Source organism: Paenibacillus sp. NRS-1781 (genome assembly GCF_050467745.1).
Taxonomy (GTDB): domain Bacteria; phylum Bacillota; class Bacilli; order Paenibacillales; family Paenibacillaceae; genus Paenibacillus; species Paenibacillus terrae_A.
This window is the reverse complement of sequence record NZ_JBITPI010000076.1, coordinates 31862-48306: the sequence shown is the minus strand read 5'-3', so window position 1 is coordinate 48306 and position 16445 is coordinate 31862. Positions and strand designations below refer to the sequence as shown.

At 46.5% G+C, this 16445-nt stretch carries 12 protein-coding genes and 1 tRNA gene; 2 read left to right on the top strand and 11 right to left on the bottom strand.

Annotated features, from left to right (window positions below; all coding sequences use genetic code 11):
- Window positions 1-7 precede the first annotated feature (7 nt).
- The 7 genes from lon to ACIFO6_RS22895 all read right to left on the bottom strand — a co-directional run bounded on the left by lon (window position 8) and on the right by ACIFO6_RS22895 (window position 10275).
- A complete protein-coding gene (gene lon, locus ACIFO6_RS22925; protein ID WP_430044284.1) occupies window positions 8-2344 on the bottom strand; it encodes an endopeptidase La in 2337 nt (778 codons plus the stop codon).
- Between the two features lie 111 nt (window positions 2345-2455).
- On the bottom strand, window positions 2456-4183 hold the full coding sequence (gene lonB / locus ACIFO6_RS22920) for an ATP-dependent protease LonB (protein ID WP_430044232.1): 1728 nt from the start codon (window positions 4181-4183) through the stop codon (window positions 2456-2458).
- A 228-nt stretch (window positions 4184-4411) separates the two neighbouring features.
- Window positions 4412-5530, bottom strand: a complete 1119-nt coding sequence (gene ispG, locus ACIFO6_RS22915; protein WP_430044230.1) for a flavodoxin-dependent (E)-4-hydroxy-3-methylbut-2-enyl-diphosphate synthase — start codon at window positions 5528-5530, stop codon at window positions 4412-4414.
- Window positions 5531-5640: 110 nt separating this feature from the next.
- Window positions 5641-6897 (bottom strand): ATP-dependent protease ATP-binding subunit ClpX, encoded by a 1257-nt coding sequence (gene clpX / locus ACIFO6_RS22910; protein ID WP_430044228.1) that lies wholly within the window; start codon window positions 6895-6897, stop codon window positions 5641-5643.
- Window positions 6898-6909: 12 nt separating this feature from the next.
- Window positions 6910-7500, bottom strand: coding sequence for an ATP-dependent Clp endopeptidase proteolytic subunit ClpP (gene clpP, locus ACIFO6_RS22905; protein WP_430044226.1), 591 nt, complete (start codon window positions 7498-7500; stop codon window positions 6910-6912).
- 407 nt (window positions 7501-7907) lie between these two features.
- A complete protein-coding gene (tig, locus tag ACIFO6_RS22900; RefSeq protein WP_430044224.1) occupies window positions 7908-9221 on the bottom strand; it encodes a trigger factor in 1314 nt (437 codons plus the stop codon).
- Window positions 9222-9363: 142 nt separating this feature from the next.
- A complete protein-coding gene (locus ACIFO6_RS22895) occupies window positions 9364-10275 on the bottom strand; it encodes a hypothetical protein (RefSeq protein WP_430044222.1) in 912 nt (303 codons plus the stop codon).
- A gap of 258 nt (window positions 10276-10533) precedes the next feature.
- Between ACIFO6_RS22895 and ACIFO6_RS22890 the strand changes: the two genes are divergently transcribed.
- Together ACIFO6_RS22890 and ACIFO6_RS22885 are read left to right on the top strand one after the other, a co-directional pair.
- Window positions 10534-10607: transfer RNA gene (locus tag ACIFO6_RS22890), tRNA-Arg, on the top strand.
- A 306-nt stretch (window positions 10608-10913) separates the two neighbouring features.
- Entirely contained in the window at window positions 10914-11678 is a 765-nt protein-coding gene (locus ACIFO6_RS22885; protein ID WP_430044220.1) for an exodeoxyribonuclease III, read from the top strand.
- Between the two features lie 89 nt (window positions 11679-11767).
- On the opposite strand, the gene ACIFO6_RS22880 is transcribed toward ACIFO6_RS22885, so the two are convergent.
- The 4 genes from ACIFO6_RS22880 to ACIFO6_RS22865 form a co-directional block, all read right to left on the bottom strand.
- Window positions 11768-13114, bottom strand: coding sequence for a GH1 family beta-glucosidase (locus ACIFO6_RS22880; RefSeq protein ID WP_430044218.1), 1347 nt, complete (start codon window positions 13112-13114; stop codon window positions 11768-11770).
- A gap of 23 nt (window positions 13115-13137) precedes the next feature.
- Window positions 13138-13956: a carbohydrate ABC transporter permease gene (locus ACIFO6_RS22875; protein WP_430044216.1), complete on the bottom strand. Its 819-nt coding sequence runs from the start codon at window positions 13954-13956 to the stop codon at window positions 13138-13140.
- Complete coding sequence (locus tag ACIFO6_RS22870) at window positions 13956-14849, bottom strand: carbohydrate ABC transporter permease (RefSeq protein WP_430044214.1); 894 nt, start codon at window positions 14847-14849, stop codon at window positions 13956-13958. Before ACIFO6_RS22870 ends, ACIFO6_RS22875 begins: the two co-directional genes overlap by 1 nt.
- Before the next feature lie 72 nt (window positions 14850-14921).
- Complete coding sequence (locus ACIFO6_RS22865; protein ID WP_430044212.1) at window positions 14922-16250, bottom strand: ABC transporter substrate-binding protein; 1329 nt, start codon at window positions 16248-16250, stop codon at window positions 14922-14924.
- Between the last annotated feature and the right edge of the window lie 195 nt (window positions 16251-16445).

Below are 16445 nucleotides of genomic sequence, written 5' to 3'. Positions count from 1 at the left end.
TTCCTCTCTAATGTGCCCTTGCCTGCTCAACCAAAGCATGCTCTAGCACCTGATCCATATGGGCAACGGGAACAAATTCAACATCCTGCCTAATACTGTCGGGAATATCTTTTAGATCCCGTTCATTATCCTTGGGAAGCAGAATTTTTTTGTAGCCTGCCCGGTGGGCAGCCAGCGACTTCTCTTTCAACCCGCCAATAGGCAATACGCGGCCGCGCAGGGTAATTTCACCCGTCATAGCTACATCCTTGGATACATGACGGTTGGTCAGCGCTGAAATCAACGCTGTCGCAATGGTAATCCCCGCCGATGGTCCATCCTTCGGAATCGCTCCCTCCGGAATGTGGATATGAATATCATTTTTCTCATAAAAGTCCGTAGCAATGCCCAGCTCAACCGCTTTGGAGCGAGTATAGCTAAATGCTGCCTGCGCGGATTCTTTCATAACGTCTCCCAGCTTACCTGTAAGAATCAGCTTACCGCTGCCGGGCACGACCGTCACTTCAATCATCAGCGTTTCACCGCCGACCTCTGTCCACGCCAAGCCTGTAACTGTACCAATCTGGTCTTCCAGCTCCGCTACACCGTAACGGAATTTGGCGACGCCCAAATAATCTTTCAGATTAACCGGTGTAATTCGAATCGGGCCTTCTCCTCCAGATACCACTGACTTCGCAGCCTTACGGCACAGAGAAGCCATTTGCTGTTCGAGATTCCGCACACCGGATTCACGGGTATATTCGCGAATAACACGCAGCAGCGTATCCTCTCCGATGTCCAGCCGTTCCTCTTCCAAACCATGCTCTCTCTTCTGCTTGGGCAGTAGATAACGATTGGCGATTTCGAGCTTTTCCAGCTCGGTGTAACCCGGAATGTACAATGTCTCCATCCGGTCCATCAGCGGACGCGGAATGTTGTGCGCAGCATTGGCTGTCGTCACGAACATCACATTGGACAAATCGAAGGGCAGCTCGACAAAATGGTCACTGAACGTATTGTTCTGTTCGGGATCAAGCACCTCCAGCAACGCCGCCGAAGGGTCACCTCGAAAATCTGAAGCCATTTTATCAATCTCATCCAGCAAAAAGACTGGATTAGACGTTCCTGCCGTCTTCATCCCCTGAATGATACGCCCTGGCATCGCGCCCACATAAGTGCGGCGATGACCACGAATTTCTGCTTCATCCCGCACACCTCCGAGCGAGATGCGGACAAATTCCCTCCCCATGGATTTGGCGATGGAACGAGCCAACGAGGTCTTGCCGACCCCCGGTGGGCCTACGAGACACAGAATCGGCCCCTTAATGGTCTTCACCAGCTTGCGTACAGCCAGATACTCCAGCACCCGCTCCTTCGGCTTATCCAGTCCATAGTGGTCATCATTCAGTACCTCTTCAGCCTTGACGATATCCAGATCATCATCCGTAAACTTGTTCCATGGCAAGCTTAACAGCCAATCGACATAATTACGGATAACCCCGCCCTCAGCAGAACTTGCAGGCATTTTCTCCAGACGGTCGATTTCCTTCTCAACCTTCTCCTTCACAGGAGCGGGCAGTTCCAGTTCACTTAGCTGATTGCGCAGTTCTTCTACTTCTCCCGCGCGACCTTCCTTCTCGCCAAGCTCCTTCTGGATCGCCTTCATTTGTTCACGCAGGTAATACTCCTTCTGCGTTTTCTCCATCTGTTTCTTCACGCGCTGGTTAATTTTACGTTCCAGCTCCAATACCTCACGCTCGTTATTCAAAATATCCAAAAGCTTCTCCAAACGTTGAGTTACGTCGATCGTCTCCAGTATATCCTGCTTCTCCTTGATTTTGAGCGTTAGATGGCTTGTAATCACGTCAGCCAGCCGTCCGGGCTCCTCAATGTCGGATACCGCAGCCAGAGTTTCGGGGGTTACCTTTTTGGACAAGTTAATATAATGCTCGAACTGGGTCAGAACCGTGCGCATGAGTGCATCTGTCTCGGGATGCACGTTTTCTGCCTCATGCAGCTCCTTCGCCAGTACCTCGTAATATTCCTCATTCTCCGTATATTGAATAATTTCGGCACGTTCCAGCCCTTCCACCAGCACCCGAATCGTTCCATTGGGAAGCTTGAGCATCTGGCGCACTTTGGCTACCGTGCCGACTCTAAAAATATCCTCTTGTGCGGGTTCTTCAATATTCACTTCTGATTGAGAACACAGGAGAATCAAATTATCTTCAACCATCGCTTTTTCCAAAGCCTTGACCGATTTTTCCCGGCCCACATCGAGATGCAGCACCATGCTCGGGTAGACGAGAAGTCCTCTTAAAGGCAGCAAAGGAAAACGACGACCTTTTGTCTTGTTGGGTCCCATCGCTTTCGCACCTCCAGTGATTCTCAGGTTCCGGATTTTACAATCCTTCACGTTGTTATCTTTCATATTTTATCAAATGTTTTATGAAAAAACCAATGAAGGGGTAGTTCATTAGCAAGATCCTGTGTCCGATATCGTCCCGTTATGCGGTCCATCGGCCTGCAACAGGGAAGATTGGGATGGGCGAAAAGTCTCAATTGGTGTGTGCACAGGTAAATCTGGCGTCAATTCTTCTCCAAATACGTGCCGGAATACTTCCGTAACCGACTGCACCGGAATGACTTTCAAGCCTTCAATACTGTCAAAAAGAGACTGCCAGTTGTCCTGAGGAATGATCACCTTTTTAGCTCCTGCCTGAAAAGCAGCCTCAACTTTCGCTAATACGCCGCCAATCGGTTTGACACGACCGTGAATGCTGACCTCTCCGGTCATCGCAATTTCGTGATCTACCGGAATTCCCCGCATTGCGGAAGCAATAGCCGTTGCCATTGCAATACCTGCCGACGGGCCATCTACTGGTGTTCCCCCAGGAAAATTAATATGCAAATCGTAATTTGACGGGGACAACTCAAGCGTACGCAAAACGGTCAATACATTTTCTACAGAGCCTTTGGCCATACTTTTACGCCGCAGCGTGCGGGAGCCGCCGCCAATCTCTTCCTCATCGACCACACCCGTAATATTATAAGTTCCCTTTCCCGCAGGAACCGGAACTGCTGTAACCTCAATCTCCAGCAGCATGCCCATATTCGGGCCATATACGGCCAAACCGTTAACAAATCCGATTTGTGGCAGACCCGGTATTTTCCGGTCAGGACGCGGTTGAATTTGGCTGCTGCCTGCTACCCATTCCACATCCGAGGCGTTTAGACGTTCCCGTTTCTCCGTAAGTGCCAATCCAGCGGCAAGCTGAATCATATTGACGGCCTCCCGGCCATTAGTGGCGTAGCGCTGTACGACTTCAACTGCCTCAGGGCAAGGACCGAAGCCCAACTTGTGGACAGCATCCTCAGCAATACGTGCAATTTCCTGCGGCTGAAGGGCACGGAAATAAATTTCTATGCAGCGGGAACGAATGGCAGGCGGTAGTTCGTGCGGCGAACGGGTCGTCGCACCTACCAAACGGAAATCGGCAGGCAAACCATTTTGGAAAATATCATGGATATAAGCAGGAGTATTCGAATCCTCCGAGTTGTAGTACGCGCTCTCCAGAAATACTTTTCGGTCCTCTAATACTTTCAACAGCTTATTCATCTGTGTGGGATGCAGCTCGCCAATTTCATCAATGAACAACATACCGCCATGCGCCTTCGTTACAGCTCCAGGCTTGGGCTGTGGAATACCCGCCACTCCCATTGCTCCAGCACCTTGATAAATTGGATCATGCACCGAACCAATCAACGGGTCTGCAATACCCCGCTCGTCAAAACGGGCAGTCGTCGCATCAATCTCTGTAAATTTGGCGTCTCCCTTGAACGGAGAGGACAGGTTTTTCTTGGCCTCTTCCAGCACCACACGTGCAGCAGCCGTCTTGCCCACTCCCGGTGGGCCATAAATAATAACATGTTGTGGATTCGCACTGCATAACGCTGCCTTGAGCGCTCGCAATCCGTCCTTCTGACCGACAATATCCTGTAATGTGGCAGGACGAGTGCGTTCAGCCAGCGGTTTGGTTAATGAAATGGAGCGCAGTTTGCGCAGCTTATCCAGTTCCTTGCGAGATTCCCGGTCCACTGCGCTGCGGTTCGTCTTTTGGCTCCGCAAAAGGTTCCAGAAATACAGACCGATGACAATCCCAAAAAACATTTGCACCAACAACAAAATCATAGTAAAGTCCATCGTATTTCCTCCGTTTCTCATCTCAGCATTTTGAAAATGCCGCTAAAATGCCGTCTATGAAAAACAGTATTTCCTTTTCCCTAATAGCTAAACGGCAGTCTTCCAAAAGATCAGAGAGAAAATACAAAAACACCGCGAAGAACAGTTCTGTAGCAGAGCTGCCCTCCACGGCGTTTACATGATGGCAAATAGAATATGATTATGCCTCTTTATGAGAACCGATTTGGCTTATACCTTCTCGGCTGTATGACGTTCCTCGCGACCCGGAATTTTACCCGTCTCTTCATACGCCTTGACGATGATGTCAATTTCTTTTTTCAATTCGTCAACCATGTCAGCCTCGGGAACTTTGCGGATCATTTTTCCATAACGGAACAGAAGTCCTTCCCCGCGCGCTCCGGCAATACCGATATCAGCTTCCTTTGCTTCACCCGGACCGTTCACCGCGCAACCCAGTACCGACACTTTAATCGGCACCTTGAGTTTGGCAATATAGTCTTCGACTTCGTTGGCGATAGAGAACAGATCAATATCCAGACGTCCACAAGTAGGACAGGAAATCAAAGTCGCTGCATTCGTGATCAACCCAAAGGTTTTGAGCAGTTCCCGCGCAACCTTCACTTCTTCCACTGGATCGGCACTCAGCGAAATACGCATAGTCGAACCAATACCTGCTGCCAGCAAAGCCCCCATCCCCGCTGCACTCTTAACGGTTCCGGTAAAAAGCGTACCCGCTTCGGTAATACCCAGGTGTAGCGGATATTTGATGATTTCGGCTGCCTTCGTATAAGCTGCAATCGCCATAGGCACATCAGATGCTTTCAGGGACACGATAATATCGTGAAAATCAAGATCTTCCAGTATACCGATATGGAATAGTGCGCTTTCTACCATCGCTTCCGGCGTAGGATAGCCGTACTTATCCAGCAAATGCTGTTCCAATGACCCGGCATTCACACCGATCCGAATCGGAATCCCCTTTTCTTTACACGCCTTGACGACAGCTTCGACTTTTTCACGACGACCAATGTTGCCGGGATTGATACGAACCTTGTCAATTCCGTTTTCAATAGCCAGTAGAGCCAGCTTATGATTAAAATGAATATCCGCTACGAGCGGAATATGGATCTGTTTTTTAATTTCTTTAATGGCTGCGGCAGCTTCCTCATTGTTTACGGTGACCCGTACAATTTGGCAACCCGCCTCTTCCAAACGGAGGATTTCAGCGACGGTAGCTTCCACATCTGCTGTTTTGGTCGTACACATGCTTTGGATGATGACTTCATTGCTGCCGCCAATCGTCAGATTCCCGACTTTAACGGGACGTGTGTCTTGTCTTAAGAACATGTACTTTTCTCTCCCATTAACGCCAAACCTCCACCCCATAAAACCTCATATGGGTTTAGTGAAGTGGAGATCCGGCTTCTCATGTTTTAGAGATCGCGAAGTATCAATCCTTAGGCGCTCTCTTCTTGTTTTTTATCCTTATTTGTACCACCGAGCTCCGGTGCGATTTTATCTTTTACAACCTGCTCATTGATGACACAAGTCGTGATATCATCACGGGAAGGAACCTCGTACATCACATCCAGCATAATGCCTTCAATGATCGCACGAAGACCACGGGCACCCGTGTTACGCTTGATGGCTTCACGGGCAATGGCTTCCAGAGCATCTTGCTTAAACTCCAAAGTAACATTATCCAGTTCAAGCATCTTCTGATACTGCTTGACTAACGCATTTTTCGGCTCAGACAAAATACGAACCAATGTGTTCTCATCAAGCGGCTCCAGCGTAGAAATAACCGGCAAACGTCCTACAAACTCCGGAATCAGACCGAATTTCAACAGATCCTCAGGCAATACCATAGAAGTATATTCACCCGGCTTCAAATCCTTTTGATCTGTAGTCGCATTGAAGCCAATCACTTTCTTACCGACACGACGTTTGATCATTTGCTCCAGACCGTCAAAGGCTCCACCGCAAATGAACAGAATGTTCGTGGTATCAATTTGAATGAACTCTTGATGCGGATGCTTACGACCACCTTGTGGAGGTACAGAAGCAACCGTGCCTTCCAAAATTTTAAGCAATGCCTGCTGCACACCTTCACCCGATACGTCACGCGTAATGGACGGGTTTTCGGATTTGCGGGCTACTTTATCAATTTCGTCGATGTAGATAATGCCGCGTTCGGCTTTTTCCACATCATAATCGGCAGCTTGAATCAATTTCAGCAAAATGTTTTCAACGTCTTCGCCCACATAACCTGCTTCCGTAAGGGAAGTGGCATCTGCAATGGCAAAAGGAACGTTCAAGATTTTAGCCATGGTTTGCGCAAGCAACGTTTTACCTGAACCTGTAGGTCCGAGCATCAAAATGTTACTTTTTTGCAGTTCCACATCATCAATTTTGTTTTGCGTATTAATACGTTTGTAGTGGTTATATACCGCTACGGACAATGATTTTTTCGCTTGATCCTGACCAATTACATATTGATCCAGAATGTCACGGATTTGCATCGGTTTCGGAATGTCTTTCAGATCTACTTCTTCCTCATGACCCAATTCCTCTTCCACGATTTCTGTGCACAACTCGATGCATTCGTCACATATATATACGCCCGGTCCAGCAACTAGCTTGCGAACCTGATCCTGAGATTTACCGCAGAAGGAACATTTCAGTTGTCCTTTTTCATCATTAAATTTAAACATAGAGCCACCCCTTTACAGATTAATCGGTCTAGACAGCACCTGGTCAATGATACCGTATACTTTTGCCTCTTCCGCTTCCATGAAGAAATCCCGGTCAGTATCACGTTCGATTTTTTCGAGGGGCTGACCCGTACGCTCGACATAGATTTGATTCAGCTTGGCACGCGTTTTGATAATCCAGTCTGCATGGATCAGCATATCGGAGGCTTGCCCCTGAATGCCACCCAACGGCTGATGGATCATGACTTCGCTGTTGGTAAGCGCAAATCTCTTACCTGGCGCACCTGCTGTGAGCAGCAAAGAGCCCATACTTGCAGCCACGCCTACACAGATCGTCGATACGTCTGGCTTAATGAATTGCATTGTATCATATATACCCATGCCCGCAGTTACAGAACCGCCCGGCGAGTTAATGTACAAATTGATATCCTTCTCCGGATCTTCCGCAGAAAGGAATAATAGCTGTGCAATGACGAGATTGGCGACATCGTCATCAATCGGGCCACTCAGGAAAATAATGCGATCCTTAAGCAACCGCGAGTAAATATCGTAAGATCGTTCTCCTCGATTCGTTTGTTCCACAACCATAGGGACGAGACTCATCACGACCAACCTCTTTTCTTTATTGAAATGAACACCAGTATTCATCCACTTCCTTAAGTCCGATTGGAACGAAAGCGGCAAGCATGAAACGGGAACACCTTACAAAATATTTTAACATGTTCAGAGTCTCGTGTCATATTTGCATCCGCTCATATATGCAGTGCGGGCTGTTATACAACGTGCTTAGCCGAGACCTTCTCATATTTAACCATGTTTCGTATGTATGTGCAAATGTACAGCAGTGACTTATGTACAACAAGAAAGCGCAACTCACAGCACTTTCCATAAACGACTAAAATATGGATTGCCTAAGTTAAAAATAAGGCACGTAACTTTCACTACGTGCCTTATCCCTATCTAATTGCTACGTTGCAGCCTGTTCGGCATACTCCATATATTTTATCGAATTACTCGGCAACTTCAGCTGGCGCTTCAACTTCTTTGCTGTTTTCCAACAACAAAGCGATCGTTTTACGCAGTGAAATTTCTTCTTTCAGGTTTGCCAACGAGCCGTTACCTTCCAGAATACTGCGAATTTCTTCAACCGAACGTTTGTAAGCTTCAGCCATGTTTTTCAGCTCTTCATCGATTTCCGCTTCGGAAACTTCGATGTTTTCCGCTTTAGCCACTTGCTCCAGCACAAGGTTGTTGCGTACACGCTTCTCAGCATCCACTTTCATTTGCGCTTCCAGATCTTCCTGGCTTTGGCCGGAGAATCCGAGGAACATTTCAAGATTCATGCCTTGGCTACGCAGACGGTTGTCGAAATCGCGAACCATGTTTTGCACTTCACTTTTGATCATCGCTTCAGGAATGTCGATTGTTGCATTCTCAGCAACCTTCTCCACTACCGCACCCTCACGGGCAGCTTTAGCTTCGTTTTCCTTACGCTCCAGCAGTTGCTTTTTCAAGTCTTCCTTGAATTCAGCCAGTGTATCAAATTCACTTACGTCTTTTGCAAATTCATCATCCAGCTCAGGAAGAACCTTGCGTTTCAGTTCATGAATTTTCACTTTGAACACTGCTTGTTTGCCAGCGAGATCAGCAGAATGGTAGTTCTCAGGGAACGTTACTTCAACGTCCTTGGAATCGCCTGTGTGCAGACCGATCACTTGCTCTTCAAAGCCGGGAATGAACGTATTGGAGCCCAGCTCCAGAGAATACTTCTCAGCTTGTCCGCCTTCGAATGGTACACCATCAACGGAACCGTCGAAGTCGATAATAGCCGTATCGCCGGATTGTGCAGCATCTTCATCAACGACAACCAGTTCGGCATGACGTTGTTGCAAACGCTCCAGCTCTTGAGCCTGTTCTTCGTCAGTCACTTCGAATTTGCTTACAGACACTTCTACGCCTTTGTACTCACCCAAAGTCACTTCAGGTTTAACCGTAACCTTGGCTTTGAATTTGAAGGATTCGCCTTTAGCGAATTGATCAATTTCAACGTCAGGGCTGTCTACCGGGAAAATATCCGTTTTTTCTACAGCTTGGCTGTAGGCTTCTGGTAGCAGGAAGTCAATTGCATCCTGATACAAGCTTTCAATACCGTAACGTTTTTCAAAAATAGGACGTGGTACTTTACCTTTACGGAATCCTGGTACACTTACTTGTTTAGCCACTTTATTAAAAGCTTTGTCGAGTGCAGCGGCTACACGATCCGCGTCAACCTCAACTTCAAGAACCCCAAGGTTCTTCTCTATTTTCTCCCAAGTTGCTTTCATTTTATGCTTTCCCCTCCAACAAAATCTTCACTTAGTTTTCATATGATCAACGCACACAAAATAACCACTATAGTATATCTAACATTACTATCTTTTTCAAGGGCAGCTCCTTGAATGCTTCACAGGTAAACGTTTCCGGCCATTATAGAGTGTTCATTCCCGCCGCTACGAATAGACGCATCGACCGATATACCTGCTCAAAACGGAAGCGCAATGCATCAGTAATGCCATATATAACACGGGTTTCTTCCTCATCCTTGTTCCCACTCAGACTCTCCGATACCGTCTGATGGAGTGCTGCCGCCCAAATATCTGGCATCCCGTCCTCCTCCACCAGCATTGACCTGTAATCTTTTGTACCATACACTGCCATCACAAACTGCGACCATAGCTCCTGCGCAAAATAGAACAGCGTAGGCTCATGTACCTCAGTCTGATCGGCCACCCGCTCCAGAATACGCATAATCGGCTCAGGAAATTCATCCGGCTGCAGCGGAATCGACTCAATCTCGATTTCCGCCTTTTCATCCCCCCGGCTGATTTCAATCGTCCCTTCCATTCCGCGTCGCCGCAGTGTCTGCAAAACACGGAATTGAAGCAGAGGGTGGATTTCCCGTTCCTTAATCCAGTGAAGCAACGCATCGTCGATTTCTGGCAGATCCAGATAAGACAGTTGTTCCAACGCTAAAATCGTCTGTTCCGACAACGGTTCATCCATAGCCATATGTAGCAGCTTGTTGCCGTAGCCTGCATCCTGCTCCTGCTTGAAGCGCGCATGTCGGCGGGCCAGCTCTGCTTCATTGACCTCATCTTCTGCCGTAGCGTCCGTGTCCGCCCCTCTGTCAGCATACTGTGGAAATGCGGCCTCCAGCCATTGTAAAAGGGCCTCCCACTCTTCGTATTGCTTTTGTTCCTGTCCCTGACACTGCATCAAAAAACGCAGCATCGCCATCGCCTCTCCGTAACGCTCATTTTCAAGCATTACAGTAAGTTGAATTTGATAGTAATCCAGTGTCTTAGGAAACAATACAATATTATTTTCTTTTGTCGTCACCTTGGAGTCCTTTATTCAAGGCACCCCCTCTCCTCCGTAAGCTAAAGTATTTGTAGATTATATGAGAAACAGCGGCCGAAGTCCAACCTCTCGTCTTCAACATATTCACCTGTATTCTAACATACCCTTTTATAAGGCAAAAAAAACCATACCTACTCTGAATTTATGCTGCACAAAGACTAAAACAATCAAATAATATGAAAAAATACTTGAATCTTTTTTTCCCATGTGATATATTAATATTCGCTTGAATTTTATGTCCCAGTAGCTCAGCTGGATAGAGCAACGGCCTTCTAAGCCGTCGGTCGGGGGTTCGAATCCCTCCTGGGACGTTATGATGAGAAGCTTCCGTAAGGGAGCTTTTTTGTGTTTTACAACCCCCCACAAAAAATATATTCTATTTTAATTCCAGCATTTTGCATCATTTGATTCCCCACGCTAGAAAGTACAATAGATAGACAAACTAAACCGTTTCGATCTCTATAGCGCTGAATTGAGATCGTGAATACCATCATCTATAATGTCGAATATTTTCTGATTTAATTTTGAATATTTTCTGAGGAGCATGAACTGAACAAAGTGCCTCAGAAATAAAGCAGTAAGCTTACATGTTGGGTACGGCAAGGGAGAAATAATTAATGAAATTAATATCTTGGAATGTTAATGGCTTAAGAGCCTGTGTGACCAATGGATTTTATACTTATCTAAAAGAAACGAATGCTGATATTTTTTGCGTACAGGAAACCAAGCTTCAAGAGGGACAAATCCTGATGGAGAATATGGAGGAATACACACAGTACTGGAATTATGCCGAGAAAAAAGGATATTCCGGCACGGCGATCTTCACCAAAATCAAACCTCTTTCTGTGCATTATGGACTTGAAGAAAATGGAGAGCCTGAAGGCAGAACCATTACTTTGGAATTCGAGAAATTTTATCTGGTTAATGTATATACTCCAAATACCAAACGGGATTTGTCCCGATTGCCGTACAGACTGGAATGGGAGGACCGTTTCCGCAGCTATCTGCAGCAACTGGATGCATTGAAGCCTGTCATTGTTTGTGGTGATCTCAACGTGGCTCATCAGGAAATGGATTTAAAAAATGCAAAAGCCAACTACGGCAATGCCGGATTTACGCCTGAGGAACGGGGGCGAATGTCACAGCTGCTCGAAGCAGGATTTATAGACACCTTCAGATACTTTTATCCTGACAGGACGGATGTTTATTCCTGGTGGTCCTACATGCCGAAGGTGAGAGAACGGAACATCGGCTGGCGGATCGATTACTTCCTCGTCTCGAACAGACTTCGTCCGCTGTTGATAGACGCAAGCATTGATTGTCATATTACGGGCAGCGATCACTGCCCTGTTATATTGGACATGCAAGATATTTCAGCATAGTCCCCCCCTTACACAAAGATTTATGCAGTCTTAAAAACCGTCATGCGCTGTATTGCAGCATGACGGCTTGGATTATCATGATAATCTGTTTAAAACCCGTTATTCGCCATCACTTGCTTGAACCACAGCGCACTTTGCTTGGGTGTCCGTTCCTGCGTTTCGTAATTGATATGTACAATACCGAAACGTTTGCTATAGCCCCAGGCCCATTCAAAGTTATCAAGGAATGACCAGACAAAATAGCCCTTGAGCTGCCCTCCCTCCCCGATGAAGCGATGGCATGCCTTTAAATGCTCCTCAATGTAGCGCTGACGTCCAGTGTCCTCAATCTTCCCATCCATCAGTTCGTCCTTCATCGCTGCTCCGTTTTCCGTAATCAGAATGGGCAAGCCCTTGGTAAAATCCTTCTCAATCCGAGTCAACAGCTTATAAAAGGATTCGGGGTGAATCTCCCATCCCATATCCGTTACCGGTTCCTCGAAGCGAACCTGCTCTACCTGAAGCAACGAAGCGTCTGTAGCCGCTCGGATGACGCTGCGGGCGTAGTAATTGATGCCCAAAAAATCCCCCGGCTGCTGAATCAGCTCCATATCACCAGACTGTACAAAATCCAAGCCATTCAGATGCGCACCATACCATTCCACCATATCCTCTGGATATTTCCCGTTAAACAAAGGATCGGCAAACCAACGATTGATAAAGCCATCCCGGCGGACGGAAGCGGCTACGTCCTCAGGTCGCTCAGAAGCGGCATCCACATGCTCCATGTTCAGTGTAATACCGATCTTACCCGTCAGCCCTTTTTCCTTGTGTAATTTGATGGCTATCCCATGACACAGCAGAGTATGATGGGCGGCAGTAAAGGCTTCCTTCCAGTTCTGATGGCCGGGGGCATGCTCTCCTGTACCATAGCCCAAAATAGAGGCGCAATAGGGTTCATTGATTGTATTCCACCAGCTTATTCGCTGTCCAAAGCGATCCATAATGACAGAGGCATACGTCATAAAATGCTGGATAATCCCTCGATGTGTCCAACCTCCCTCGTCCTCGATCCACTGCGGAAGATCCCAGTGATACAATGTCAGCATCGGAATGAGCCCGGCCGACTCAATCTCATCCAGCAGGCGCTCATAGAAGAGTAATCCCTGTTCGTTAACCACGCCGGGTGCGGGAATAATGCGCGGCCAGGCCACGGAAAAACGGTAATGTAAAAAGCCAAGCTGCTTCATTAATTGCACGTCTTCCTTAAAGCGGTGAAAATGTTCACAAGCTATATCTCCGCTGTCACCGCCTATCACCTTCCCGGGTGCTTGACAGAAAGTATCCCAAATGGAAGGCGTTCTTCCTCCCTCAGCTACACCACCTTCAATTTGATAAGAAGAGGTCGAGGTTCCCCACATAAAAGTGTCTGGAAATAAAAAGGTATTCTCACTCATACTTGGTATCTTCCTTTCAGGATTTAAGACTTCACAGCTCCGGCCATTGCACCACCGACAATAAAGCGCTGTAGGAAAATATACAAAATGACCAGTGGTAGTGTAACAATCAGGATACCGCAAGCAAGCAGCGGCCAGTTGTTCATGTATTGTCCATAGAAGGAGAACAATCCCTTGGTCACTGGCTGATACGCGGGATCAGACAAATAAATGGTAGGACCGATAATGTCGTTCCACGCCCCGATGGCTGTCAAAATAATGCCTGTCGCCAACACCGGCTTCATCAGCGGAACAAGAATCGTAAACAAGTAGCGGGAATATCCGCACCCGTCCATTGCAGCCGCTTCATCCAGCTCACGGGAGACAGACTTGATATATCCCACAAACATCAGGAAGGCAATGCCAGTACCCGTTGTTTTTAGCAAAATAAAACCAAGCTGGGTATTGTAAAGTCCCAGACTATTAATGAGAGCAAATTGCGGAATCAGCGGGTTCGGAAGATACATGGATATCAGGAAAAACACATAAAAGAAGGTGCTGAACTTAACGTATCCCCGCGCCAGTGGAAAAGCTGCAAACACAGATATCACCAACGTTAATAGCGTAGATACGCCCGTATACAAAATACTGTTCCACATATACTGAGAGAAATTTCCTTTTTCCCAAGCGTCCATGAAATTCTCCAAGCGCAGACTCTTGGCTATAGCCACAGGATCCATCAGATACTCACTTTGAGTCTTCATCGATACATTAAAGAGGTAGAAAAGCGGAAATACATATAACGAAAGCATGAGCAGTACGATGATGTAGCTCAGTAATTTGGTTCCTTTGGTACTGCTCATTACATTTCCACCTCTCTTCTGCGCAAGTAATATAGAGCAATCATCGACACCGTAAATACGAACAGGAACTGGATCATAGCTACTGCGGAAGCAAGGCCGTAATCCGACGTCCCGGAGCCGAAGGCTGTTGCATACACATCAAACGCAAGTGTCGTCGTGTTGAATTTACCACCTGTCAGCACATAAATAATGTCAAAGGTTTGCAATGCTCCAATAATGGACAGCAGCATATTGACTGTAAAAGACGGCGCAATCATCGGAAAGGTAATGTTTTTGAACGCTTTCCACCCAGAAGCGCCATCCATATACCCTGCTTCATATAAATCATTGGGAATGGATTGGAGTCCGGCTAAGAAAATAGTCATCGAGTAACCCATGTACATCCAAATTTGCACAAAAATAATCAGTTCAAATGCAATATCATAGTCCCCGAAAAAGTTGGAGCTGGTTCCAAAAAAGTTCATCATGGCTTGCGCAGGACCGCCAAGCGGATTGGCAATCAGCTGCCAGATCAGTCCGGATACCGTTACCCCAAGCACAACGGGCAGGAAAAATATAGCGCGGTAAAACACATCACCCTTGAGCTTTTTATTAATAATGACGGCCATGAACAGCCCTACTGCATTTTGAATCACAACCACAGCTACGGCGAAATATAGGGAACGACCCATAGATGCGATTCGATCTCCAGAATCGGAAGAGGTAAAAAAGGTCATATAATTCTCGAATCCAACAAAATTCCACGTTTGTCCCGGAACCCCTGTAGCATCTGTAAAGGAAAACAGTACAGTTACCATGGAGGGACCAAAGCCAAGAAGCAAATAGAGCAGCACCGGAATACTCAGCAAAAGATACGGCATTAACCGGGCCGCACCCTTTCCGAAGGGATACATGGGCCTCACACCTTTTTACATTATTATGGGGCTTTACACTTGCCTGTCTGGGCTCATGTAAAGCCTGTTGATTTATTTAGGAGCTGCTGCATCCCAGTCTGCCTGAGATTTTTGGGCAAGTTCCAAAGGCGTCTTTAGCGGACCGGCAGGCGTCAGAAATTCAGCATGTACGCTGGCATCCTTAATGTACTGTCCAACATTCTTACGATTGATAAACAGCTGATCCCAAGAGAGCTTGAAGTTTTCCAGTGAAGGCTGGATTTCATTAACGAATTCACTACTTATCTTCACATCAGGCTGTGTTGGCAAAAATCCGGCGGCGTTCACAAAATCCGTATAGTTCTGTTTTTCGGAAAGCATTTCAAGCCATTTGATCGCATAATCCTTGTTTGGCGACTTTTCCAATACCATCCATGTCATATCATACTTGCCTGCAAGGTTTTTATTTTTGGCGGGATCATTGCTGCCTGGAATCGGGAAATAACCAAATTTCATCTCTGGATTGGCTGTCTGGATCGTCGTTGCATCCCACGTGCCATCCGCAATCATAGCTACACGCCCTGTAGCAAACAAGCTTGGCAGGGTTCCATAGTCAATCCCCATAAATCCACCAATGGCGTTGTTCATCAAAATTTGTGTTTTTTCCAGCACCTCAAGCTGGACGGGGTCTGTCAGCTTTGTCTTACCTGTCCACAGCCCTTTAATATATTCCAGCTGATCATCATGGATAGAGGCTTGAAGCCCCTGGACAGCAAGGTTAATAGGCCATACATCCTTACCGCCGAAACCAATCGGTTCTACGCCGTTATCCTTGAGTACCTTCATCACATGTACCAGCTCATCCCAAGTTGTGGGCACAGCAAGATTATATTTTTCAAAAATCTCTTTGTTGTAGAACAGACCTGTCAGTGCCACCTTACCCATATTTACACCGTACACCTTGTCCTTATAGGTCATGGCATTTTTGACATCTGTAGGATTATAGTTTTTGATAAAAGCTTGATCCGACAGATCGGCTATTAGTCCTCCGTCAATCCATTGCTTCCACATCGGATCTGCTGCTCCCTTGGACCATTCCTGCGGAGCGCCTACGAAGCTGAATTTCAAAGGAATAATGTCTGCATCACCGGATGAACCAGCATTCATACGCGTTTGCATCAATTGATCATACGTCGAGTCAGCAGGAACTGTCGTATACTCCACCTGAACATCTGGATACTTCTCTTCAAATTTTTTGTTAAATTCCTTTATATAGTTATTAATATTTTCCTGCTGCCAATGAATAATCTTTAACGTGACCTTTTTATTCCCCTCCTGTGCAGTTCCGCTACCTTTACCGCAAGCGGCCAATACCAAGATTAAAGCGGTTACAAGAAGTAAAAATAAACTCTTTTTTAGCATTGCAGAATCCCCCCATATCATTTTAGAATACGTTACGAAAGCAGTTTCGTTATTTACATTTACCATTATGTAACGAATGATCTGTTTTTGTAAATAGAGATTTGTGAAATATCAAAAAAAACATGAACCACCGCTAAATTAAACTTATTTTCCCATAATATATTAAAACATATCCTAAAAGCACTGTTGACTCTC

What these genes read in the sequence shown, in the direction of transcription:
- tig (WP_430044224.1), bottom strand. Translation starts at nt 9,221, where the DNA reads ATGAAAGCAACTTGGGAGAAAATAGAGAAGAACCTTGGGGTTCTTGAA.
- ACIFO6_RS22880 (WP_430044218.1), bottom strand. Translation starts at nt 13,114, where the DNA reads ATGAGTGAGAATACCTTTTTATTTCCAGACACTTTTATGTGGGGAACC.
- clpX (WP_430044228.1), bottom strand. Translation starts at nt 6,897, where the DNA reads ATGTTTAAATTTAATGATGAAAAAGGACAACTGAAATGTTCCTTCTGC.
- ACIFO6_RS22870 (WP_430044214.1), bottom strand. Translation starts at nt 14,849, where the DNA reads ATGTATCCCTTCGGAAAGGGTGCGGCCCGGTTAATGCCGTATCTTTTG.
- clpP (WP_430044226.1), bottom strand. Translation starts at nt 7,500, where the DNA reads ATGAGTCTCGTCCCTATGGTTGTGGAACAAACGAATCGAGGAGAACGA.
- lonB (WP_430044232.1), bottom strand. Translation starts at nt 4,183, where the DNA reads ATGGACTTTACTATGATTTTGTTGTTGGTGCAAATGTTTTTTGGGATT.
- ispG (WP_430044230.1), bottom strand. Translation starts at nt 5,530, where the DNA reads ATGTTCTTAAGACAAGACACACGTCCCGTTAAAGTCGGGAATCTGACG.
- ACIFO6_RS22885 (WP_430044220.1), top strand. Translation starts at nt 10,914, where the DNA reads ATGAAATTAATATCTTGGAATGTTAATGGCTTAAGAGCCTGTGTGACC.
- ACIFO6_RS22875 (WP_430044216.1), bottom strand. Translation starts at nt 13,956, where the DNA reads ATGAGCAGTACCAAAGGAACCAAATTACTGAGCTACATCATCGTACTG.
- ACIFO6_RS22865 (WP_430044212.1), bottom strand. Translation starts at nt 16,250, where the DNA reads ATGCTAAAAAAGAGTTTATTTTTACTTCTTGTAACCGCTTTAATCTTG.
- lon (WP_430044284.1), bottom strand. Translation starts at nt 2,344, where the DNA reads ATGGGACCCAACAAGACAAAAGGTCGTCGTTTTCCTTTGCTGCCTTTA.